Below are 22,099 nucleotides of genomic sequence, written 5' to 3'. Positions count from 1 at the left end.
TGATTCGGGCTCTGTGAGGAGGCTGAAGATGAGCGATCTGTTTTGGCTGACGGACGAACAGATAGAGCGTCTGCGGCCCTTTTTTTCCAAAGAGCCACGGTAGACCCCGTATTGGTGACCGTCGCGTGTTGAGCGGGATCATTTTCGTGAACCGCAATGGGATGCGCTGGCGTGATGCGCCCCGGGAATACGGTCCACATAAGACGCTGTACAACCGCTGAAAGCGTTGGGCCGACATGGGGATCTTCGCCCGGATGATGGATGCTGGGAGATCGCGGGTATGACGCTGACTGATTCAGAAACACCCTGAAGGGATGGGTATCAAACCCTGCATTCCAGGACCGAAATCTCGCGAAAAACCGGTCAAATACGATAAGAGAAAATATAAACGCCGCAATCACACCAAGATCATGTTCGGAAGGCTCAAGGACTGGCGACGGATCGCAACACGCTACGACAGATGCCCGAATGTCTTCTTTTCAGTCATCTGTCTCGCAGCAACTGTCATATTCTGGTTATGTGTCCTGAGCCTAGTCTCTATCTGTTTTCTCAACTTAAGCAGGAATAATGCGGTTCTAACGATTGAAGGAGAGCCTCGAATCATAGCGGAAGTGTTTTTCCAACGGCCCGTCTTCTGCCGTTTTCCGTTGCAAAAAAACTCTTCTACGGACATGATCGTATGAATATTTTTCGGCATTGTCACATTATCAAGAAAATAACCTCATGTGGCATTTCTGGTATAGGATGATTGGATCATCATGATGCGCAAAGCAGTCTCAGCCGCTGCGATGACGCTTTTAGCGTCTTCTATAGCCTACGCCGACCCCTTAGCGGATTATATTTCGTCTGCAATGACTGCCCCAATTCGTCAGGCTGACAGAACGAATGATACCCGTCGACACGGAGCTGAGATTGCTGCTCTGGCCGAGATCAAGCCAGGAGAGCATGTTGCCGATTTTCTGCCGGGAGGCGGTTATTGGACCCGTATTTTCTCTGGTATTGTTGGCCCTGAAGGTAGAGTGTTGGATATCTGGCCAGCCGGTATGGTCGCTCCGGGATCAAAAGGCGAAACCCGCATGAAAGCGCTTGCCGGGGCACCAGGGGTAGAAAACGTAGCGGCTGTCCCAGATGATCTTGCTCATCTTACCTTGCCAACCCCTATAGACGTATTCTTCACGTCCCAGAACCTTCATGATCTACCAACTCCATTTCTTGGTAACATAGATATCACGGCATTTAGCAAACAGGTTTTCGATTTATTAAAACCTGGTGGCCGCTTTGTTGTCGTTGATCATGTGGCTGCCCCAGGGAGAGGCCTCAGTGAGACGAACACTTTGCACCGTATTGATCCTGAACTCGCCAAAAAAGCCATTCTACGTGCGGGCTTTACCTTAAAGTCTGAAAGCAAATTACTTTCGAATCCTGAGGATGATCATCATCTCAAAGTTTTTGATCCGACCATTCGAGGAAAAACCGATCAGTTCATCTTTGTATTTATCAGGCCGACGCTCTGATTTATCCGAATGGATCAGATATTGTTTGCCGCCCATCCCGGAGCCGTTTACAACACCTTCATGACTCCCCGAACGTATCAGTTGACCGAGACGGCAGCACATACCGCCAAGTAACGAGAAAGTTGCTGCTCCAGTCCGGCAGAAGGCAGAATGCCGGCAATATAACCGTCCGGGCGTACAAGTACCCACTGACCGGGTTCGACACCGTATGCTTCGGCGATACCGTTCTCTTCATCGACGAGTTCATGCTTCGCGCCAATTGTGACGATCCGGACGCCAGCAATGGCCGACGGTCCGTCACTCGCCTCATAGCCAAGCAAGGTCCAGTGAGGCCCTTGAAAGACCGTGAACAGCCGTGTGCGCTGCCCGGCCTGTCCGCGACAGGATGCATCAGGAGCGCGATCGCCCGGCTGCACTTTGCCACCCACCGAACCGGGTATGTTCAACGATGAACCGCGATAGCCGAGGTCGAGTTGGCGTGCCTCGCGATCGCGGCGCATGACGCCCTGCTTGACTTCTCCGAGCAGACGCGTTGAGAGACGAAGCATGTTCAATGCGATCGGCCGACGTTCCGCCTCGTAACTGTCGAGTAGTGCCTCTGGAGCGCCTGCCAGCACGGCAGCTAGCTTCCAGCTGAGATTATAGGCGTCCTGAACGCTGGTATTAAGGCCCTGACCGCCGGTTGGCGGATGAACATGCGCGGCATCTCCCGCAAGGAAGACGCGCCCGACCCGATAGCGGTCGGCCAGGCGCGCACTCATGGTATAAACCGAGGACCAGGACACCGAACGGACCGTAATGTCCCCCCTGCCGGTCCGGTCTTTGATTAACGAGGTCAGTCCGATAGGAGACAGATCGACTTCTCCGTCCTGAGCCACAGGAGCCTGAATCTGAAACAGGTCCGTCCCCGCCAGAGGACAGATCATCACCTGCATTTCCGGTGAAGCGAACTGGAAACGATGCCAGACGGACCGATCCACCCCCTCCAGCCGCACATCGGCAACGATCGCACGCACCCCCAGTGCTTCTCCTGGAAAATCGATCGCCAATGTATGACGCACAAAACTGCGGCCACCATCAGTTCCGACAAGGAACCGGGCGCGGACAACCTGCTCGCCGCCTTCCTGTTTGATCCTCGCCGTAATGCCATGAGCGTCCTGTTCAAACCCTGTCAGCCGCGCCCCAAAATGTAGATGATGGCCCAACTCGGCAAGCCGTTCCCGCATGACAGCTTCAGTGGCAAATTGCGGCAGCATTAGTGGCGCCGGATAGGGCTCGGCTGCGGTGGAACAAACGTCCGCCTCCGTCAAAAGCGACGTTTTATGGGTACCATCAGGACGATATTGACATAGCGGCGGATAAGGCCCTCCTGCCGCCGCTATGCGGTCGACGATGCCGAGATCCTCAAAAATCTCCATCGTCCGGGGCTGGATGCCTTTGCCGCGCGACCCGCTGAACGGCTGCGCATTCTGCTCGATCAGTCGGAACGAAATTCCACGTCGGGCTAGGTCGATAGCAAGTGTCAGGCCCGTAGCCCCCGCACCCGAGATCAGGACGTCTGTATCGAAAGCCACTGGCAGCTCCGCGAATAAATGTGCAATATTCACGTATATAGACTCTGCATCGAAGGCAACAAAAAATATGCATAATGCACACGATTCTGAAATCCTGCGGGGACTCCATGCCGCAATCATCGATCTGGTCGATGAAATCAATCGGCCGCGCCGGGATGACCGCCTGATCGAAGAAGCCGGTATTCCACTGGATCGCGCGTTGTTTCCGCTCCTAGCGCGTGTATGGCGTTACGGTCCCATCGGAGTGGTTGACCTTGCGGATCGTACTGGGCGTGATCATACAACGATCAGTCGACAGATGGGCAAGCTTGAAGAACTCGGCCTTATCACGCGCCAGCCGTCTGCCACGGACAGACGTGTTCGCGAAGCGACGGTGACTGGCAAGGGGCAGGAAATGGTCGACCTGCTCAACGCAGCGCGGGAAAGGTTGGCCAACCGTATTCTCGTCGACTGGACTGACGAAGACCTCGAGCAGTTAAAGGAGCTTTTGCGGCGCTTTGCTGATGATTTGATGCGATGATAAATTCCGTGAAAATCTGTTATCAGAATCAAAATCAGTTGCTGACCTCGTAATACTTTACGTCGTCCTCAAGTACGGAATAGACAAAACGGCAATCGTCTCTTGTCGGGCATAAAAAGAACCGTTGAAGCTTCCGGAAAGCGAAAATCATCAATTAGCGTGAAGCACTCAAAAAATTTGAGTTCCGTGCGCCACAACCCAAGCAGTCGACAAAATTACATTTCCCTCTGGCACAGTGCCGCAAGCCCCTTTAAACAAAGCCGAATGAAGCGATATGCATGGCATGCTGGAGGAGAGCTGGTCTTTTGGGCGCTGCTTCTGCTCGCCATCATTATTCGTCTCAGCGTTGGAAGTTTGCCGTTACCGCAGTTTCTACTCGACGATCCGTTAAAACAGTTCGCCAGCCTCTCGACCCTTTGTGACGGCCAGGATCTTGGTTCGCATAGCCCTGATCATCATCACGCAGCGGATATTGGTGATGGCATTGCCGTAATCGACGACCTGTTGACGATCATTTTGACCGGATGCGTCGTTGCTGTTTTTCTCGCAATTTCTCTAACGAGCCGTCACGCTTTTTGGTGTTTCCCGCCAGTAAGAGGCCCTCCTTTGTGGCGGCTGTCCGGTATTTATGCTCAGGGACCTCCCCACCTGATCTAACACTGACTGAGCGCCTTTCTCGTTTCTACGATGAAAGGTTTTCTGTGTTTCTTAGATCAGAACAAACAGATGACAATTTCTTTTGTATCCAGCCGTCCTCTCGGTTCGCTCGCGCTTGCCTGCTTTTTTTTTGGAGCCGTCCCGGCTCAGGCGCAACGGCCCCTTATACGTTCCCGTAAAGCAGCAACGCCCAAATCCGTGTCGCATCAACTACAAATTCCTGAACGCATTATCGTGCGAGGTGCTGCGCGTGGCTCGGCACTGCTTCATCCAACCGGTGAAACAACCTACAGCGCAGAGCGCGAAGATTTCGCGAACAGAGCCGCCCAGATCGTGAGTGATATTGTCGCAACCATTCCTGGGGTCACTGTTCTGCAAGGTAATGGACCGCGTGACAGTGTCGTTTCTGTCCGCGGATCGGGCGCACGACAGTCCTATGGTTTGAAGAATCTTCAGGTCACGGAAGATGGGTTTCCCATGACGCAACCTGATGGTACTGCCCGAGCAGATTTGATTGATCCGCATGCCTATGAGGGGGTGGACGTCTTTCAGGGGCCGGCATCCACGTTATACGGTAATTATGCGATCAATGGAGCGATCAATTTCCGCACTCGAAACGGCGCTGACATTCACAGCCTAGAATTGGGCTCAGATTTTGGCAGCTTCGGTCTGTTCAATAACTACGTAACAATTGGCGCAGGTAATAAACACTACGACTTCATGTTGTTTGGTAGCGATGTACGCGGTAACGGATTTATTACGAACAGCCAGTACAACACGTCCACCGAAAATATGCGTCTGCGAGTCAATCTAACCTCATCAGATCGCCTTATCCTAAAATTCGTGAATAACGTTACGGACACATCACTGCCGTTACGTCTCTCCCTGAATCAGTTTCGTAGCAATCCCTACCAGAACGGTTGTGCCAATGCGGCATCGGCTGCTGCCGGATGCGCTTCAGTCAATCTTCTGGTGAATGGTGCATATGGCGTACGTCAGACGATGACCCCACAGCAGGCTGGGCTCGGCCGTTTTGATCGACGTACTATTGTAGGCCTTCGATGGGAGCACGACTTTGATTCCAGAACGACCTGGCATACCCAATTTACGTATGATCAACGTCATGTCGACCAACCAACCTCCACAACAGCCTTTGTGGGGCCGTTTAATTCTTACAATGTGCAGACGGACCTGACGAACCGCGGCCGTATTGGGAAAACGCCCCTGACCAGCTTTGTGGGAGCCAGTTTCGACTACATGGATTATGGCTATCAGGTCTATAATCTGACCCCGCAAGGCGGCGCGACCCGAGGCGCCCTGAATTCCACGTCTTACGGCCATCAGTGGAACATTGGTATTCGTTTTCAGGAAGACTGGCAGTTTTCGCCGCTCTGGCATGCGGTAATTGGGCTTGGTGGCACTCAATCTGACATTGGCGCTATCGAAACCCTCTACAACAGATCGGCCAATTCAACTACGCTGCAAAATATTACGGCCAATCGGCGTTTCTTCAATCTGGCACCGGAAGCATCGCTAGTTTATACGCCAACCAAGGACTGGACTCTCCATACTCGTGTTGGAACAGCCTACGCAACGCCCGGCTATTCCAGTTTCTTTGTCACTCCTCAGGGAATCTACGGAAACAATACGCAGCTTAAGAGCGAAACAAGTCTCGGTTTTGACTTGGGGGCCGAATGGCACCCGTCACCCACCATCAATATTCAGGCTACTGGCTTTTATGAGTTCTACAGAAACGAGCTTGTTAGCCAGTCGGCGGGTGTCAATACGCCTGCAGGAAATTATACCTTCAACGCCCCGGCTTCAGAACATCGTGGCATTGAACTTGGCGCAACATGGCAGCCATTACGAGCCTCTGTGCCGGGTGCGCGGCTGAAGTTGTCTTATACCTATGACAATCAGATCTATACAAAATACACCGAAACACTGTCCAACAGCACGATGGCGCGTAATTTCTCGCGAAAGGGCAACCTCATCCCGGGCGTCATGCCGCATTTCCTGGATGCGCGCGTTCTCTATGATCAGCCAGACGGATGGCTGCAAGGGCTGGGAGGTTTTGCAGAAGTGACGTGGAGGAGCTCCTTTTACCTCGACAATGCCAATATTCTGAAAGCCCCCTCATACGCATTGCTCAATCTGGAGGTTCATTACGACCCTCCAGAACGTTTGGGCTGGGCTCACCGTCTGCACAGCTACTTCGAGGTACAGAATGTAACCAATCAAGTTTATGCGGCAGGTGCAACTGACATCAGCGATACACTTCTCTCGACCGGACAGCAGGCTGGGCGGAGTGTTTTAGCCAATAAAACAGGATCCATCTACGCTGGATCGCCAAGAGCATTTTTTGGTGGCGTGCGGATCAAGTTCTGAAGGTATCCATGATGATGAACTTTTCCAGGACCCCGCTTTGGCCCGATTATCGGACGATCTGGCGATGGCATTTTTTTGCAGGGCTCTTCTGCCTGCCGTTTATAATACTTCTGTGCCTCACAGGTTCAATTTACCTGTTCAAGCCGCAGGTGGATCATTGGATCGACTGGCGTTACGATCACCTCACAGGCGGCGCGACACATTCAACCCCGGAGCAGGAAGTCAGGGCGGCACTCCATGCTGTCTCTGGCAGCCATTTTCTAGCCTATGAACTTCCGGAGACGACTTCCAGCGCTGCCCGGGTGATCGTTGATCGCCAGGGCACAGCCATTCGCGTGTATGTTGATCCGACATCATGCGTGGTTCTCAAACAGGTTCCTGAAGAAGACCGTTTTGAACGCATCATCTTCAAATTGCACGGCCAACTGCTCTTGGGGAATACTGGCTCCATCATCATGGAAATGGTGGCCTCCTGGACAATCGTTCTGATTGCCACTGGCTTGTATCTCTGGTGGCCACGTCACACTCAAGGACTAAGGGGCATCCTTTACCCTCGGATCACTCATAAAGGTCGAATTCGGTGGCGAGACCTCCATGCAGTACCGGGATGTGGATCTCCCTATTTCTGGTACTTTTTCTTATCTCCGGTCTGCCATGGTCCTTTATTTGGGGGCACGCTTTGTCGAGTGTGGAGACACAGATCAGTCGAATGACGACCGTTCCGGACTGGGAAATCGGAGCTGTTTCCGAGCGCAATCTTGTTGCTGGCCATCAAGTTTCCTCGCCAAAAATGGACACGATGCCCGGCATGGATATGGGCTCCATGACCATGTCGGACAGTGTCCTAGCAGACGGGCTAAACCGTGTGGTACTGACTGCGTCTCAACTAAAATTTCCTGCACCTGTCCTCGTGACGCCACCATCAACGGGTGAAGCTACGTGGCATATTCGTTCAGACACGCAAAACCGTCCAGAACGTATCAGTGCGTTGCTAGAGGCCTCTGGTCAGGTACGGTCAGTCCAACGCTTTGAAGATAAGACATTGATGGATCGCATTATCGGATATGGCGTTGCGACCCATGAAGGGCAGCTTTTCGGAAGAGCCAATCAACTTTTGAATTTTCTTGTAGCATCGGGATTGCTGACTATGAGCGTGTCTGCGCTCATTCTGTGGCTCCGCCGTAGACCGCCCGGACAACTGGGAGCCCCATTGGCCGTGCCCGATAAACAGATAGGTGCAGGCGCGTTGGCCATTCTGGTGTTATTGGGAGTGCTTCTACCAGAACTGGGCGCCTCTCTTTTGCTCCTTTGGCTTGCAAACTTACTCTTACAAACCTTCCGCCACAGCTAACTGGCAGGAACGAGACGACGTAGTCGTGTGGCGATCTCCTGCGGACTGGTGTCAACTGGCAAGACAGACACCAGTCGGTTATCGCCATCCATCAAATACAGCACAGAGCTGTGATCCATGAGATAGTCTGAGGACATACGATCTGCTGGAGAGCCACGACGTCGCGCCATGACGTGGAAACTTTTAATGACCGCCTGGATCTGGGATTCCGTTCCCGTAAGGCCAACAATATCAGGGGAGAAATGACTGACGTAATCAGCGACAACCTCAGGAGTATCGCGTGATGGGTCAACCGTGATGAAAAGCGGCACAATTTGGTGTGATGCTTTTCCCATAAGCTCAAGAGCCTGTGTGACAGTCGCGAGCGTTAACGGGCAGACATCTATGCAGTGCGTGTATCCAAAATAAATCAGTGTATAGCGCCCCTGGAACTGGCGCTCCGCAAGAGGATGGCCGTGCATATCGATGAGCGTATAAGAGCCACCCAACGTTGCTGATGCCCGTTTTAGAAAAATTCCGCGCATTCCAATTGCTCCAAGAAAGAGAACTGCGATAATCAGTACCGGAGCAACTCGTTTCTTCGCTTCGCTGAGACGAGCGGATTGTTTCTGAACAGGCTGCTTTATTTTCCTGCGCCCTCCGTTGCGGTTCTGCATAGTTTCCTCCCTGAGCGTGCCATCTTAGCATACGAAGCGTGCCATGAGCATAGCTGGCTCTGAGCTACAGAAGGGACAACCATAGTATCCAGTCATGTAGATTAACTTGACGAAGGTCCGATTGAAGGCATGTAAGGGCGAATAGCGGGCAGACCGCCCTCATAACCGCCGTCAGCTCTCCGGAATGTCCAACTGGAACGTTGGGAAATTCAGTGCCTCGATGACATTTTTCAAATTCTGCACATTGATTGAGCTCGTGTGGTTCATCGTACCTTGGCCTCGGTGTGAGACTTCGTGTCCCAACATCCGGTCAATCCATAATTCTCGAAAGCGCCCCTGACTCCTTCCGTTGTTGATGCGGGGAGGTCCGGGAAGAAGATTTATCGAACCTTCTACTTCACTCCTTCGTCGTTGCGATGAGCCAGAAATTCTCCGTTATTCAATGCACCAATTTCATCCCATAGAGCCTGACTCGAAAATCGGTCTGAGTGATTTTTTGCAGCACTCTGCGGATATGAGCGACAATGAGCCATGCCTGTGAGGCTTGGAGTGTTGCTTCGACATCTCGGTTGAGGCGGCGGCATCTTCCGAGCCATGCGAATGTCCGCTCCACGATCCATCGCTTTGACAGCAGGACAAAACTCTGAGCACGGTCTGAACGCTTTACAATGTCCAGCACCCAGTCTCCCATTCGTGCTAGGGCTTTTCGCAGTTTTCACGGACTGACTGTCAAGAATACCGACAGAAAGTGTGGCCTCACGGCCTTTTTGTTCGTATGAAAGCATCACAAGAACATGCTTGATTGCTTCACAGCGCCCCTCCCGCAGTCATCCGTAGAAATACCCTTGAATGGTCGTATAGGGTGGGAAGTTATGTGGCAGGGCACGGCCACTGTCATCCCGTCGAGACGCTGTACAGCACAGCCTCAACAACCCGCCGAAGTTCCATTCTTCTGGGACGGCCATATCGCTTTAGGGGTGACATTAGCGGTGCCAGAAACGCCCATTCCCGATCGCGTAGATCGCTTGCATAGGCCAGATCATCGCGACGATACTGACGACGGGTAATTTCAATCTAGGCCACAATTCACTCCTTCTCTTCGCAAAGACGGAGGAATCATAAACCACTGAAAGCACTCAATTCATTTTCGGTCAGGCTCTCAGAAGCTTCCAGGTTCAGTAAGGCTCGGCCGACCAGTTTCGACGTGTCCTGCTAATTGTAGCATGATATGAGGTCGTTGAATCGATCGAACCTGCAGATCGTACCAGTATGAAGCCGGAGCAATACTCCACGGGGTCGTCAGACTTTCACCCGGTTGCAGAGAAATCGTACGGTCGCTGTGGCTATGCTGTTCTGTGACGTACAGAGTTTGGAGGCTCGACGCCGTGTTGCGAAGCGACAGGAGTAGAACGTCACGCTGCTGATCATGCTGGAGTGTGACTTCTGGCAACCCTTCTCCGCTCATAGAGCGGTAGAAACCATTGGGGCCGTGGACTGTGATGGCACTTTGAACGGAAGGGTGCACCGGTACGAACAGGCTTGAACGGGCGTCGAGGGTGTAATGGCGTGTAGTGTTATTGGAGCGGACCCGAAAGACAGCACCCTGTGTGCCCGCATTGGTCAATCTGAGGCTATCGGGGGCGAGGAAATCTGCCTGTAAATGATAAGGCAGGGCCCGAGCAGGGCGTTGGCCGGCTTCCTGACGAGGCAGTTTCTGAATCGTTGGAACGGCAGGGTGCGGAAGCTGGCAAGAGCGTCGCGTTTTGGGGAGATAGTCGTCCGTGTTGGGCAGGTTGGCAGTCCACGCTCGATCTGTCTGAGCAAAGTCGAAGACGGATGTTAGGTCGCCACACACGCTGCGGCGCCATGGCGTGATGTTAGGACATTTGACACCGAAGCGCGCTTCGAGAAAGCGCAGAACCGAGGTGTGGTCAAACACCTGCGAATTAACCCAGCCGCCTTTTGTCCAAGGCGAGACGATGATGGCAGGAACGCGTGGGCCGAGGCCTACCGGAACGTTTTGATAGGACTCTCCTCGCGTTGAGACCGTTCCGCCCCCCTGCTCTGCCGTTAGCGCTGGAACCGGAGCAGGTACATGATCAAAAAAGCCGTCATTTTCATCGTAATTAAGAATAAAAACGGTGCGCGACCAGACTTCGGGATGGCGGACAAAAACGTCCATAAGCTGGGAAATGAGATGTTCGCCATAGCCGGGCGGAGCATTAGGGTGTTCGCTCAATGCTGTGGGCGGGACGATCCATGAGACTTGTGGCAGGCGACCTTCGGAGATGTCGCGTTCGAATTCAGCGACAAGGTAACGGCCTTCGGTGGTGTGCATGTCGGCTTCAGTGGAGCCGGGAACGATCTGTCGTGCGCGGCGATATTGCCAGGATGTCGGGTCGAGGTTGCGGAACTGTGCGAAGGACGCCAGCGGGTTGTCGCCGAAATTGTCGTATTCCTGATAAACGCGCCAGGAGACGCCTGCGTCCTGAAGCCTCTCCGGGTAAGTCTCCCAGTGGAACGGTGTGAAATCGGGATGGTCATGGGCCATGTCGGCCGACCAGTTCCCGTCATCCACATTCTCGACGGCCTGCTTGCCGGAATAGCCAACGGCCAGACCGCTCGTTCCGGAAAACAGAAAAAGGCGGTTGGGATTGGTCGGGCCGAAAAGGGAAGCGTGATAGGCGTCGCAGATCGTGAAGGCGTCGGCGAGGGCGTAATAATAAGGAATTTCAGCGCGTGTGAAGTGACCCATGGTCATGGGCCCCTTGTGGGAGATCCATGTGTTCCAGTCGTTCCATGCGGTCTGGGTGCCTTTCCAGCTGTGATCGAGACTGGCGAGACAGGCGCTGGACGTATGGGCCGTGTTGAACAGGAACGGGAGGACAGTGCCTCCCTTTCCGTCCGGCTGGGCAAAGACGCTGCTGCCGTCCGGCAGGCGTTCGGCGCGGGGGTCTGCATAGCCGCGAACCCCCTGAAGACAGCCGAAATAGTGATCGAAAGACCGGTTTTCCTGCATCAGGATGACGACATGTTCCACGTCCTGAATCGTGCCTGTAACGGTGTGCGGCGCGATGGCGAGGGCACGCTTCAGGTTCTCCGGCAAAAGGGCCGCCGCCGCCGTGGCGGAGCCGAACCGGAGAAACTGTCGACGGCTGGGGGAACGTGGCATCAGGGCATCATCCGTAAAGAGGTCAGCGATCAGAAGAAGTGCTTGCGCAGGGTGAAGAACACCATGCGGGGGGCACCGGCCTGAAGGGTCTGGAGGCTGCCGGACGGATCACTGACGGCAAAGCCCGTGCTGCCGACGGTGGCGACATAGCGTTTGTCGAACAGGTTGGTGACGTTGATCTGGGCGTCCAGACCATGCAGCACCCAGTTATGGCTGTGGAAGCGGTAGCCGACATTCAGGTTGAAGATGTCGTTCGGCTTGATCCACTGGTCGTTCGTATAGGTGTAGGTTCTGCGGCCCTGATACTGCATGCCGACATTGCCCCAGATCGAGCCGTCGTCGTAGCTGAGCTGTACGTTGGCCAGATTGCGCGGCATGGCAACAACGCTCTTGCCCTTGGTTGCGTATGTCACGCCGCCGGTCGTCAGGTTGTCGTCATAGGTGGACTGGTTGTAGGCGTATGAGGCGTAAATCGACCAGTTATCGGTGAAATGGTAGTTGAAGGCAGCGTCGATGCCGCGTGCCGTGACACCGCCAACATTACTCAGGATGCTGGCATAGCCCTGAACGTTCGTGCCGCTGGACACAGGTGAGATGGAGGCTAGCCGGTTTTCAAACTCGATGTAATAGCCAGTCAGGGACGCCTGAATGCGGTGGTCGTGATAGCGATAGCCGATTTCTTCGCTGTAGGACATTTCAGGGCGTAGTGTGTTTTTGGTGGCCGCGTAGGCTGCTGATGTCATGGCGAAAGGGCTGGTGGCGCCGGTGGTGGAGTTGTCGAACGCAGCCATGTTGCGGGCGAAGTCTGCGAACAGTTCGTTATGTCGGTTCAGACGATAATTCGCGCCGAGTTGCGGGAGGAAGCCATTGGCCGATGTGATGGCTCCGCCTGCGAAGGTATTGGTCAGCGGGGCACCCATAATGTTGCCTTCGAGCTGACGCGCATGCGCGTCAACCACAAGCGACTTGAAGCCGTAGTTCAGTTTCAACGCTGGTGTAATCTGCCATGTATCCTGAAGGTGGAACTGGTAGGTCTTGGTATTGAAAGCGCTTTGCCACTGGGTTTCGAATGCATTGTTGCGGAACCAATGAACTGAACTGCCAGTATAGCCGCTCTCATTCAGTGGATAGAAGCGACGGGCCTGTTCGAAGTCGTTGTTTTCGAACCAAAACCCGCCTTCGATCGTATGGTGGGCGATCTTGTAGGTCAGGCTCCCGATGAAGCCTTCGCGGTGGATATCATATTCGGTGGTGCGGACTGATAGCGGGGACCCACCAAGGGCCTCTGGTGTCGGCGTATAAGGCGTGGCGTAAATGCCTTCGCCGGTATTCGTGTGGCCATAGACTGTTGTTGAGGCTTTGAGGCGGCTGGTCAGGTCGAAATCCAAACGACCGTAAGCGAGTACATCCTGCCGCAAACCGGCGGAATTGTAATAAGATTGGTCCTGATTGGCGATGCCTTTGGGAAACGGTGTGCCGTTCTGGTAGGCTTTCGCAATCTGCTTGGCGAGCGAATAGTTGTTGGTGATATTGTCAACGTCATAACCTTTAGTGCGGATCATGCTAAGCGACAGATCCTGATAGTCGTTTTCCGCACGTTGACTGTAATCGCCGAACAAGGTCAGTTTGACCTTCTCACCCAGCGGCTGAATGAACTTGGCATTTGCCTGCTGTTGCTGCTGGATGCCGTCGCCTTTCCATTTGTTGGCGTCCTGATAATCGTACGAGACATACAGTCGTCCGCCACCCGGCAACGTGCCGGAATTGACGCGGGCGAATGTGCGCCATGTGCCGTAGGATCCGACCGTTCCCGCGACATCCACGCCATATTTTGTGGTGGGGTCGATGGATGTAAATTCGAGTGCACCACCGAGATCGTTCGAGGCAGCAACGCCGACAGATCCTGCTCCTTGGGCGAGGGTTGCGGGACCGTTGTTTTCGGTTTGTAGGGCGCGGCCGATCGATAGACCGTTATCGTTGCCATAGGCGAGGTTGCCGAGCGGGATGCCATCCATCGTAAAACCCAGCCGGCTCTGGTCGAAGCCGCGGATGATGATCTGTTGTGACCATTCATAAGCGCCCAATGGATCTGAAGACGTGAACATGACGCCGGGGAGTTTTGAGAGTGTCTTCAAAGGGCTGGTGCCAGGAGCAACCTCCTGTAGCGCTAGATGGGAAAGCGTTTGGGTTTCGCGCGAGGCGCCTGAGCCAAGAACGACGATAGATTCCGTTTTATTGGAAGCACGAGCTTGAGGTGTGTCGTTTTTTCTAGTGTCAGGTTTTTGCTGATCCCCGAGAGGAGAGTAGGCGTGATGGAAACTCTCCCGGGAGGCGGTAGTTTTTGTTGGGGCTGGAGTTGCATGGGCACTGTAGAAGACGAGCGAACTCAGACAGGTGGTGAGCAGGACACCATTCTTTTTCATTTCGCGTTTTCCGGCATCAAGAAAATAAAATTTGGACGGTGATAACGCGGCGAACATTATGTTCGCGTATCTGTGATGTCGTGTAATAATTTCATGACAGATATGTTGCATAATTATTGCAAATTATTTGTTGTTGTGCGGCCAGATCCTGGATGCCATAGGACTGGCACGACAAGCCGTCAAAGCTGTCGCACAAGGATCATCATGCACGCTGGACACTGACGTTCACGAAGGCGAAGCGGCGAGATGATGGAACCATGCCATCCAGCGATCTCGCCATCCCGTTCCTGGGCTATAAATCGCATGTCTCCATCGATCGGGGATACCGGTTCATCCGGAAATGGAAAACAACGCATGCCGCCGCCAGTAATAGTGCGCGATTGAGAGAGGGGCTGCTGGACAAAACCAATACGGCCTCAGGCGTTTTGGCTGACACAGCCTATCGCTCCAAAGTCAATGAAGACTTCATGGAAAAACAGGGCTTTGTCTCGAAGGTTCACAGAAAAAAAACCGCATCTCAAACCGATGCCACGGCATATCCAGAGATCCAATGCAGGAAAGTCTGTGATCCGATCTCGTGTTGAGCACGTCTTTGCCGATCAGAAATCACAGACAGGGCTGTTCGTCCGAACGGTAGGATAACGCAGGCCACCACGAAGGTCGGGCTGGCCAATATCGTCTACAATATGCGCCGCTTCCTCTTCCTCGAAAGATTGAACGCGAGCGCTTAGATATCCAGCAGGGGGCAGCCTTCCTTCTGCTCAAAACGCAGACCGGATGCCATCGCACAAACCGTCAATCAAATCGACAAAACCCAGAAATCACGAACCAAGCACATCAACCAACGCTTCTTCGATCTCTCCATCTGAAAGCCTCAGCCCAAGGAGCGCATGAACGACAGGCGATCGTTGATCAGATACTCCCCCCGTTCATCGGAGAAATTGTTTAACGTCTGGATCATAAGGCTGTTTCATATCGCCATTCCCTCAACCAGAACCGGATGAGTGGAATTATACAGAAAGCATCAAAAGTAGAGGGTTTTCGAAGGCTCCAGATACAAAAAAATAAAAATCTCCACCATACAATGGCGGAGATTTTTTACTCAGCGATATTAGAAATTCATTCCGGCTTGCAGGAAAAAATAACGCCCTTGATAGTAGCTTCCATACATTCCACCAAGACTATTATCTGTTGCACTAGCGACAAATGGTGGCTTTTTATTGGCGACATTCTGAATCCCGCCAGTAAATGCCCATTGTTTGTAGCTATAACTTGCACTCAGGTCCTGCATATACATGCCAGGCGTCTTAACACGCATAGTACCAACGCGAGTTAGATTATTTGTTCCATTATTCCAACGCATACCGCTAATATAATTCACCATATAATTTAAGGCAAATGGCCCATGCTGCCATGTTAATGTGAGGTAATCACGGGTAATAGGCACACCGGATGTTTCACCAGCAGTTCCTTGATACATCAAAGATCCGCTATAATCATACCAAGCCCCACCAGAAACATTCTGCTGCTTGTACTGAAGAAGCCTTTGGAAATTATTTGCTATAGAAAACAAATCATTTCGCGTAATTCTGAAGCTGTAATTAAGGTCCCAATCTATGCCACTTGTAATCATATCACCCAAATTCTCATCAATGGCATTTACATTAGTAATTTGTCCACCAGAGTTTCTAGTAATATACGCGCACTGACTTGGATCGGAATTTGTGTAACAGGAGTCTAGGATATATTGTGTTCCCAGACTCCCAATCATGTGCTGCAGGGAGTAGTGCCAAAACTCCACCGATGTAGAAAAACCTTTAACCCAACGCGGCGTCAGCGTAGCACCAAACGTATAGGTACGACCTGTTTCTGGACGTAGTTTAGAGTTACCACCTGTTGTAGTAGCAACCTGTCCACCACCTGCCTGTACAAACTTAGAAGTATTAATACCGTGAGCAGCACAATTAGCCTGAACAGCAGCTGCGTCGCCCGCGTAAGAACTTACTTGTGCACACGGATCAGTCGCGGTTGCATAGCTGAGCGCTTGGCCACCGTACATTTCATAAACATTAGGCTGACGGAATGACGTTCCCAAAGTCGCATGAAAACTCACATCTTCAGTCGGTGCCCAGTTAAGTGCGACCTTCCAGTTTTTAGTGCTTCCAAACGTATTATAAGAAGAAAAGCGTCCCTGGGCATCAACACTAAGATCCTTTGCAAGAAAGGCATTTCTTAGAAATTGAGCGCGACCTTCCAGATATCCTTCTGTGACGTTAAATCCACCAGAAGTAATACCCTGAGAATTTGTCAAAGTGTTCCCCGAAACGACATTTGGATCAGGCGTATAATTCAAAGATTCGCCTCTATGCTCCATTCCCAAGGCAATACCAAGATCTCCACCATTATTCCAAGGCATGTGTGCAACATGATTATTATGAATACGGAGGTTCAAATCACGCAACTGGTACAAAGAATGGTTAATAGTGGTGTAATTTGAGTAAGCAGCCCCAGTAGAAGAGAGGTTTGAAAACGCACTTGTTTGCTGGCATCCTGCGCTACCGGCGCAACTGTTTGGATTATACGTAAAAGTCGTGTTGGGGTCTTCCAGATTACCCAAATCGCTCGGGGTTAAACCCCATTCCTGCAAAAGCTTGAGGTAGTTTCCAGCCCCTTCCATCTGATCTGTTTCGCGACTCATACCGTAGGTATAGGACAAGTCGTAATTCCACCCGTGAGTGATTTCACCTTTGACGCCCGCCATACTGGTCCAAGTGTCCAGTGCCGTTTCGTCCCGACGATTTCCCCATTGTGTTATACGCTTGTAAACCTGAAGAGGTTCACCAGTAGTATTCCCAGGATAGTTAGTCGGAAGAAGGATGGTAGTTGGCGTCCCAGCAACAGGCTCCGGTGCCATATAGCTATTTGATGTTTTATGGGAATAACGTGAATTTCCGTAGAAATCGAAATGTCTGTTCAATTCATAATGCAAATCTGCAGACATAGTCGCATTCTGCAGGGCATTCATAAGAGACTGAGCTTGACCGTACTGATATCGTTGACCGTTATATGACGTAACGCCATTAGTCCCATTACCAGAATAGGCATTTCCTGTATTGTTTCCGTAGAATAATCCACTTGAGGTGATGCTGGAGCCGTATACAGCGCCAGATGAACTGGTAGGATTATTCGTTTGAGCATTTTCTGCCCAAGAACGATTGCGCTGTAATACTCCTCCTTGCGTCATGTAAGATCCAAAGAGCGTGATATTACCTTTGTCATGATCAAAATTCCAACCTTTATAGGCAGAAATCTGACCTGTCTGATTATCACCCTGACCAGTAATCCCGCCACGAACAGTAATATTACCAGTCGTTAAATCGTGACGAAGCTTGATATTGATCACCCCCGAAACAGCGTCTGCACCGTAGAGTTCTGAACCGCCATCTTTCAGGATTTCAACGCTAGCAATTTGCTGCACTGGAATTGTATTCAAATCCACGCAAGCAGAAGCGCCATTAAGAGAGGTGCGTTTTCCATCAATCAGCACCAGCACTCGGCTACTACCAAAATTTCGGATATCTGTACACGAAGCGCCGCCGCCGCCATTTGTTTGCGTGTTCGTTGTTCCCGATGAGCCAATAGATGGCAACCTTTGCAGGTAGTCACCAAGATTTGTTGATCCTGTCATATTGATTTGTTTAGCTGTTATTATCTGGACAGGATTTGGATTGTATTTTCCGGAATGCAGAGCGGATCCAGTCACTACAACATTTTCCGTTGACCCGGATCCATCAAAAGTAATATTTTTAGACCTAGAAATAACAGTCTTTTTTGAATTATTGTCTTTACCTTTTCGGATATTCGCTTTTGCATTAATCGCTGCATTTGAGGTTTGAGCTGGCGTCTCAGTTTCTGCGTATGCAGGCACCAACGATGATGATGTAAGAACTGTTGCCGCCAGAAGGAGAGGACGTGACTTGACGGACTCTACAGTTTTTTGCAGCAGCCCAACGAAAAACGGCCTAGATCTCATATGAGTGATCCCCTCATCGAATGTTCAGACGCTGAAAAACGTCATAGTGCTCCCCCTTCTACACTCCTGAAATGATCCGACAACCGAAACGAATGTGGCATCGGATTAAAATCATTCTTCTGTTGCATAATACCAACGCTTTTTGAGAGCTCTTGAGTGCCTAGTCCCGCAGTTTAATGGCGTGTTATTTTTACGTGGAGGCTTCAAAAAACCTATGGTTTCGAGGCTTTCTCTGTGATTTTATTTTTCCTAGTTTGATTGGAATATGAATCATGAAGCGGTCCGGGCTTCTTTGATACCGAGGAGCGGCTTGCGCGGCTGAGCGGGCCTGGCGATCCGCTCGAAGAGTTTTTCCAACTGTGCATTTTGAAGTCTTCTGCCCGGATTTGAAGCGGGCTCTGGCCTAACATCGGCGGAGAACCCGCGTTCTACAGAATGACATCAATGCGATTGAACAGACCATCGATCTCACCTGCCTGCGCCAGACGCTCGCGAAACAGCCGGACCTTTTGAGCGTCAAGCACTTAGTTTGATAAGACTAGATCGAGGAAATACACGAGAAATAAAATTATAGAGAAAACCTTAAACCCAGAGGATTTCTCGAATTCTCCAACTGTCGCTTTAAAGAAAATAGCCGAAAATCTTCTTTTCAGCCATTCTCCCTCCACCTTATGCTGGCCTCATAAATCCGACCTTTAATTCAAAGGAATAATACCTTTTTTGATTGCCGATTCAGGGGCTGATTTTCGTAGTTCTTCCACCATTGCAGCAGTGACCGGAGCGGCATTATTGCCCCAGGCCTTGCGGATAAAAGTGACGACATCAGCAATCTGCTGCGAACTCAGTATACCTGAGTATGCGGGCATGGCGAAGGCAGACGGCGCTTTGGTCATGCCCGGCAGAACCGCACCACTTTGGACTACGTGCACCAAAGAGGCTGGATCAGCACTCATGAGAACAGGATTCCCGGCCAAAGGCGGGAAGGCAGGGGCATATCCACGGCCATCTGAACGATGACAGGCCTCGCAGTGGTCCACATAAACTTTGGCACCCTGTGCAGAGGCGTCTCCCGCCTGCAGCGCATTGGCCGCTGACGGATCATAATGCCATGCCGAGAGCGTGGGCTGGTGGGGTTGCAAGGAGAGCAGATACCGCGCCATCGCATGGAGATCCGCATCCGTTAGATGCTGTGTTCCATGAAAAATGGCATCCGTCATGCCCCCAAATGCTTCGCCGCGCCGGTTACGGCCTGTAGCAAGGAACTGTACGATATCGTCTTCAGACCATCCCGCCAGTCCGGTACGCTGATCCTGCCGCAGACTTGTCGGTACAAAGCCATCGATTGCAGCGCCGCCCGAAAGGAAAAGCAATCCATTGCTATTTGAAAGAGCTTTCTCCTGCAAGGCCATGCCCCGCGGTGAATGACATGCCCCGCAATGCCCTGGCCCCTCGACCAGATAAGCCCCCCGTTCTATTTCATCATCACGTAAAGGCCGGTTGACATCTTTCTGGGCCGCGACAACGGAAGGAGAAAATACAGCTCGCCAGATGGTCATTGGTAAGCGGATGGACAAAGGCCACGGAATGCTGTTGGGCGGAACTGCTAGCGCAACCGGCTGCACACCCTTCATGAAATAGACATACAGAGCATGAAGATCGCCGTCGCTCATACGGGCATACGAAGGAAACGGCATGGCTGGATAAAGGCTTGCCCCGTCCCGGCGTACACCTTCACGCACGGCACGGGAGAATTCCGCTTCAGAATAAGCCCCAATGCCGTGGGTAGGATCAGGTGTAATGTTAGATGAGTAAAGCGATCCAATAGGAAGCTTGAATTCCATTCCCCCTGCGAACTCGCCCCTGCCCCGGACAGTATGACATGCGCTACAATCGGAAGCTTCCGCGACATACTTTCCCTGAGCGATCAGGGCACTCATATCCTCCGCCCGCAGTTCAGAAACCGAACCTGCCAGCAGAGCGGCAACGCCAAAAAACGCTGCGCGGGTGAACAAACCGTACTTCATGCCTGCACCATCGGGCCTGGATTTTTCAGATAGGTCGTCCGGATATGATAGGCGGCCCAGTATGCTAGGGCTGCGACCATTCCGGTCGGGTTATATCCCATCCCCTGCGGGAATGCGCTGGCGCCGATCACGAAAACATTCGAGACGTCCCAACTCTGCAGATATCGGTTGACGCAACTGGTCTTAGGATCAGTTCCCATGATGGCCCCACCGCCAAGATGCGTAGTCTGATACCGGCGGGTATCAAAAACCTCTCCGTCCTTCAGCATTCCCAAAGAATACTTGGTAGCCCCCATTGCCTTGATGATGGGTTCGATCTTGCCCACCACATACTGGTTCATCCGGATATCGTTGTCTTTCCAGTTGAACGTCATCCGGAGCAGAGGCTGACCGTAGGCATTGCTGTAGGTGGGATCGAGATCAAGATACACGTCCCGGTACGCCATGTTGCTGCCATGCGCGTCAATGGTCAGGGAGTGACGGTAGGTATCGACCATGGCCTCCTTGTAACCCTCCCCCCAGGTTGGCGCCTTACCACCAGGGCCACCAACGGCAGCCGCAATCGGCTTCACACCAGCCTGATTAACCCAGACAGGAGACCCACCCACGAAGCCCAGTGGCCCATGATCAAAATTCATGCTGTTGAAGTCATCGATCGCAACACCTGCACCACCGGCTCCAACGAAGAGATTGGTGTATTGTTTTGGCGACAGCCACGCCCGTGATGTGGTGATCGTCTGATAAACGAAATTCCGTCCCACCGTTCCAGTGTTCTGTTGCGGATTATAGGGCTGGCCGATCCCGGATAGCAGCATGAGGTGGACATTGTGAAACTGGAAGGCACTGATAATGACCAGATCGGCATCCAGTTCGACCTGCTTTTTGGTGCGCAGGTCCAAGTAACTCACACCCGTCGCCTTTTTGTTGTCGGCATCGAGATTGACTTTGAGAACATGTGCCTTGGTAATCAGAGTAAATTTCGGATCCTGGCGCAAAGCAGGCAGAATGTTCACATTGGGAGAAGCCTTGGAGTACATGTAACAGTCATAACCACTGCAATACCCACAAAAATTGCATGGCCCCATCTGCACCCCGTAAGGATTGGTATACTGCGCAGAAGCATTTGCAGCAGGAAGCGCATAGGGATGATAGCCTACATTCGCGGCAGCCGAGCGGAAGAGGCTAGCAGAATAGACCTCACCCATCGCTGGAAGCGGAAATGCATCGGAACGATCAGGGGCAAACCGGTTACCGTTTCCAGCTATCTTTCCCTTGATGGTGTAAGGTTCCCCGGAGGTGCCGAAAACTTTTTCCGCCTTATCGAAAAACGGTTCAAGCTCCTCATAAGTCACGCCGTAATCCTGCAGATTCATCCCCTCAGGAATAAAATTCTTTCCGTACCGAGCGACAACATTCGTGCGTAAAGCCAGGTCATCCGGAGCAACACGGAAATGAACGCCCGACCAGTGCAGTCCCGCCCCCCCCACTCCCTCGCCGGGAAGGAAAGCCGCCAAACGCCGGTAAGGTAGTGCCTCCTGATCCAACGTATTCCGTATCGTAACCGTGGACTGGGACAGGTTCTGGAAAAGCCGGTGACGAATGGCTCCTCTCAACTCGTCAATCGAACTTGGGTAATCCCCTTCGACTGCCGTAGCACGCTCGTCACCACGTTCGAGCATAACTACCGAAAGTCCTGCCTCCGTGAGTTCCTTGGCCAGGATGGAACCAGCCCAACCCGCACCGATAACGATGGCATCAACTTTTTTCGCACACATAATTCAAAAATC

At 52.2% G+C, this 22,099-nt stretch carries 11 protein-coding genes and 5 pseudogenes; 8 read left to right on the top strand and 8 right to left on the bottom strand.

Annotation, left to right across the window (positions count from 1 at the left end):
• Positions 1-28 precede the first annotated feature (28 nt).
• Both IGS75_RS08010 and IGS75_RS08005 read left to right on the top strand, forming a co-directional pair.
• Positions 29-518 (top strand): annotated as a pseudogene (locus tag IGS75_RS08010) (transposase); the annotation flags it as partial.
• 240 nt (positions 519-758) lie between these two features.
• Positions 759-1,514, top strand: a complete 756-nt coding sequence (locus IGS75_RS08005; RefSeq protein WP_202256537.1) for a class I SAM-dependent methyltransferase — start codon at positions 759-761, stop codon at positions 1,512-1,514.
• A gap of 77 nt (positions 1,515-1,591) precedes the next feature.
• On the opposite strand, the gene IGS75_RS08000 is transcribed toward IGS75_RS08005, so the two are convergent.
• Positions 1,592-3,088 (bottom strand): FAD-dependent oxidoreductase, encoded by a 1,497-nt coding sequence (locus IGS75_RS08000; protein ID WP_202256536.1) that lies wholly within the window; start codon positions 3,086-3,088, stop codon positions 1,592-1,594.
• A gap of 67 nt (positions 3,089-3,155) precedes the next feature.
• On the opposite strand from IGS75_RS08000, the gene IGS75_RS07995 reads away from it, so the two are divergent.
• The 4 genes and pseudogenes from IGS75_RS07995 (at position 3,156) to IGS75_RS15825 (ending at position 8,004) form a co-directional block, all read left to right on the top strand.
• Positions 3,156-3,608 carry a MarR family winged helix-turn-helix transcriptional regulator gene (locus IGS75_RS07995; protein ID WP_141354099.1) on the top strand — a complete coding sequence of 151 codons (453 nt, stop codon included), beginning with the start codon at positions 3,156-3,158 and terminating at the stop codon, positions 3,606-3,608.
• 264 nt (positions 3,609-3,872) lie between these two features.
• Complete coding sequence (locus IGS75_RS07990; protein WP_202256535.1) at positions 3,873-4,265, top strand: hypothetical protein; 393 nt, start codon at positions 3,873-3,875, stop codon at positions 4,263-4,265.
• A 69-nt stretch (positions 4,266-4,334) separates the two neighbouring features.
• The gene (locus IGS75_RS07985) at positions 4,335-6,653 is read left to right on the top strand and encodes a TonB-dependent receptor family protein (RefSeq protein ID WP_237468722.1); all 2,319 of its coding nucleotides are present in this window, start codon (positions 4,335-4,337) and stop codon (positions 6,651-6,653) included.
• Positions 6,654-6,661: 8 nt separating this feature from the next.
• A pseudogene (locus IGS75_RS15825) lies at positions 6,662-8,004 on the top strand (PepSY-associated TM helix domain-containing protein).
• Here the strand turns inward: IGS75_RS15825 and IGS75_RS07970 are convergent.
• The 4 genes and pseudogenes from IGS75_RS07970 to IGS75_RS07955 form a co-directional block, all read right to left on the bottom strand.
• A complete protein-coding gene (locus IGS75_RS07970) occupies positions 8,001-8,660 on the bottom strand; it encodes an SCO family protein (RefSeq protein ID WP_202256531.1) in 660 nt (219 codons plus the stop codon). The pseudogene IGS75_RS15825 and the gene IGS75_RS07970 overlap by 4 nt on opposite strands.
• Before the next feature lie 439 nt (positions 8,661-9,099).
• A pseudogene (locus tag IGS75_RS07965) lies at positions 9,100-9,734 on the bottom strand (transposase).
• Positions 9,735-9,819: 85 nt separating this feature from the next.
• A complete protein-coding gene (locus IGS75_RS07960; protein ID WP_202256530.1) occupies positions 9,820-11,832 on the bottom strand; it encodes a phosphocholine-specific phospholipase C in 2,013 nt (670 codons plus the stop codon).
• Between the two features lie 29 nt (positions 11,833-11,861).
• Positions 11,862-14,060, bottom strand: a pseudogene (locus IGS75_RS07955) (TonB-dependent receptor); the annotation flags it as partial.
• Between the two features lie 81 nt (positions 14,061-14,141).
• On the opposite strand from IGS75_RS07955, the gene IGS75_RS15820 reads away from it, so the two are divergent.
• Both IGS75_RS15820 and IGS75_RS07950 read left to right on the top strand, forming a co-directional pair.
• Positions 14,142-14,297, top strand: coding sequence for a hypothetical protein (locus IGS75_RS15820; RefSeq protein WP_408876501.1), 156 nt, complete (start codon positions 14,142-14,144; stop codon positions 14,295-14,297).
• Positions 14,298-14,416: 119 nt separating this feature from the next.
• A pseudogene (locus IGS75_RS07950) lies at positions 14,417-14,986 on the top strand (transposase); the annotation flags it as partial.
• A 380-nt stretch (positions 14,987-15,366) separates the two neighbouring features.
• Here IGS75_RS07950 and IGS75_RS07945 read toward each other — a convergent pair.
• The 3 genes from IGS75_RS07945 to IGS75_RS07935 form a co-directional block, all read right to left on the bottom strand.
• Positions 15,367-18,288: a TonB-dependent receptor domain-containing protein gene (locus IGS75_RS07945; RefSeq protein ID WP_141353658.1), complete on the bottom strand. Its 2,922-nt coding sequence runs from the start codon at positions 18,286-18,288 to the stop codon at positions 15,367-15,369.
• Between the two features lie 695 nt (positions 18,289-18,983).
• Positions 18,984-20,312: a c-type cytochrome gene (locus IGS75_RS07940; RefSeq protein ID WP_202256529.1), complete on the bottom strand. Its 1,329-nt coding sequence runs from the start codon at positions 20,310-20,312 to the stop codon at positions 18,984-18,986.
• Complete coding sequence (locus IGS75_RS07935; RefSeq protein WP_141353654.1) at positions 20,309-22,087, bottom strand: GMC family oxidoreductase; 1,779 nt, start codon at positions 22,085-22,087, stop codon at positions 20,309-20,311. Before IGS75_RS07935 ends, IGS75_RS07940 begins: the two co-directional genes overlap by 4 nt.
• Between the last annotated feature and the right edge of the window lie 12 nt (positions 22,088-22,099).

Origin of the sequence: Gluconobacter sphaericus (genome assembly GCF_016757795.1) — a bacterium.
In the GTDB taxonomy this organism is placed as follows: Bacteria; Pseudomonadota; Alphaproteobacteria; order Acetobacterales; family Acetobacteraceae; genus Gluconobacter; species Gluconobacter sphaericus.
Note: the sequence above shows the minus strand (reverse complement) of the source record. Positions and strands in the feature narration are given on the sequence as shown.

What these genes read in the sequence shown, in the direction of transcription:
- IGS75_RS08005 (WP_202256537.1), top strand. Translation starts at nt 759, where the DNA reads ATGATGCGCAAAGCAGTCTCAGCCGCTGCGATGACGCTTTTAGCGTCT.
- IGS75_RS07995 (WP_141354099.1), top strand. Translation starts at nt 3,156, where the DNA reads ATGCATAATGCACACGATTCTGAAATCCTGCGGGGACTCCATGCCGCA.
- IGS75_RS07990 (WP_202256535.1), top strand. Translation starts at nt 3,873, where the DNA reads ATGAAGCGATATGCATGGCATGCTGGAGGAGAGCTGGTCTTTTGGGCG.
- IGS75_RS07985 (WP_237468722.1), top strand. Translation starts at nt 4,335, where the DNA reads ATGACAATTTCTTTTGTATCCAGCCGTCCTCTCGGTTCGCTCGCGCTT.
- IGS75_RS07970 (WP_202256531.1), bottom strand. Translation starts at nt 8,660, where the DNA reads ATGCAGAACCGCAACGGAGGGCGCAGGAAAATAAAGCAGCCTGTTCAG.
- IGS75_RS07960 (WP_202256530.1), bottom strand. Translation starts at nt 11,832, where the DNA reads ATGCCACGTTCCCCCAGCCGTCGACAGTTTCTCCGGTTCGGCTCCGCC.
- IGS75_RS07945 (WP_141353658.1), bottom strand. Translation starts at nt 18,288, where the DNA reads ATGAGATCTAGGCCGTTTTTCGTTGGGCTGCTGCAAAAAACTGTAGAG.
- IGS75_RS07940 (WP_202256529.1), bottom strand. Translation starts at nt 20,312, where the DNA reads ATGAAGTACGGTTTGTTCACCCGCGCAGCGTTTTTTGGCGTTGCCGCT.
- IGS75_RS07935 (WP_141353654.1), bottom strand. Translation starts at nt 22,087, where the DNA reads ATGTGTGCGAAAAAAGTTGATGCCATCGTTATCGGTGCGGGTTGGGCT.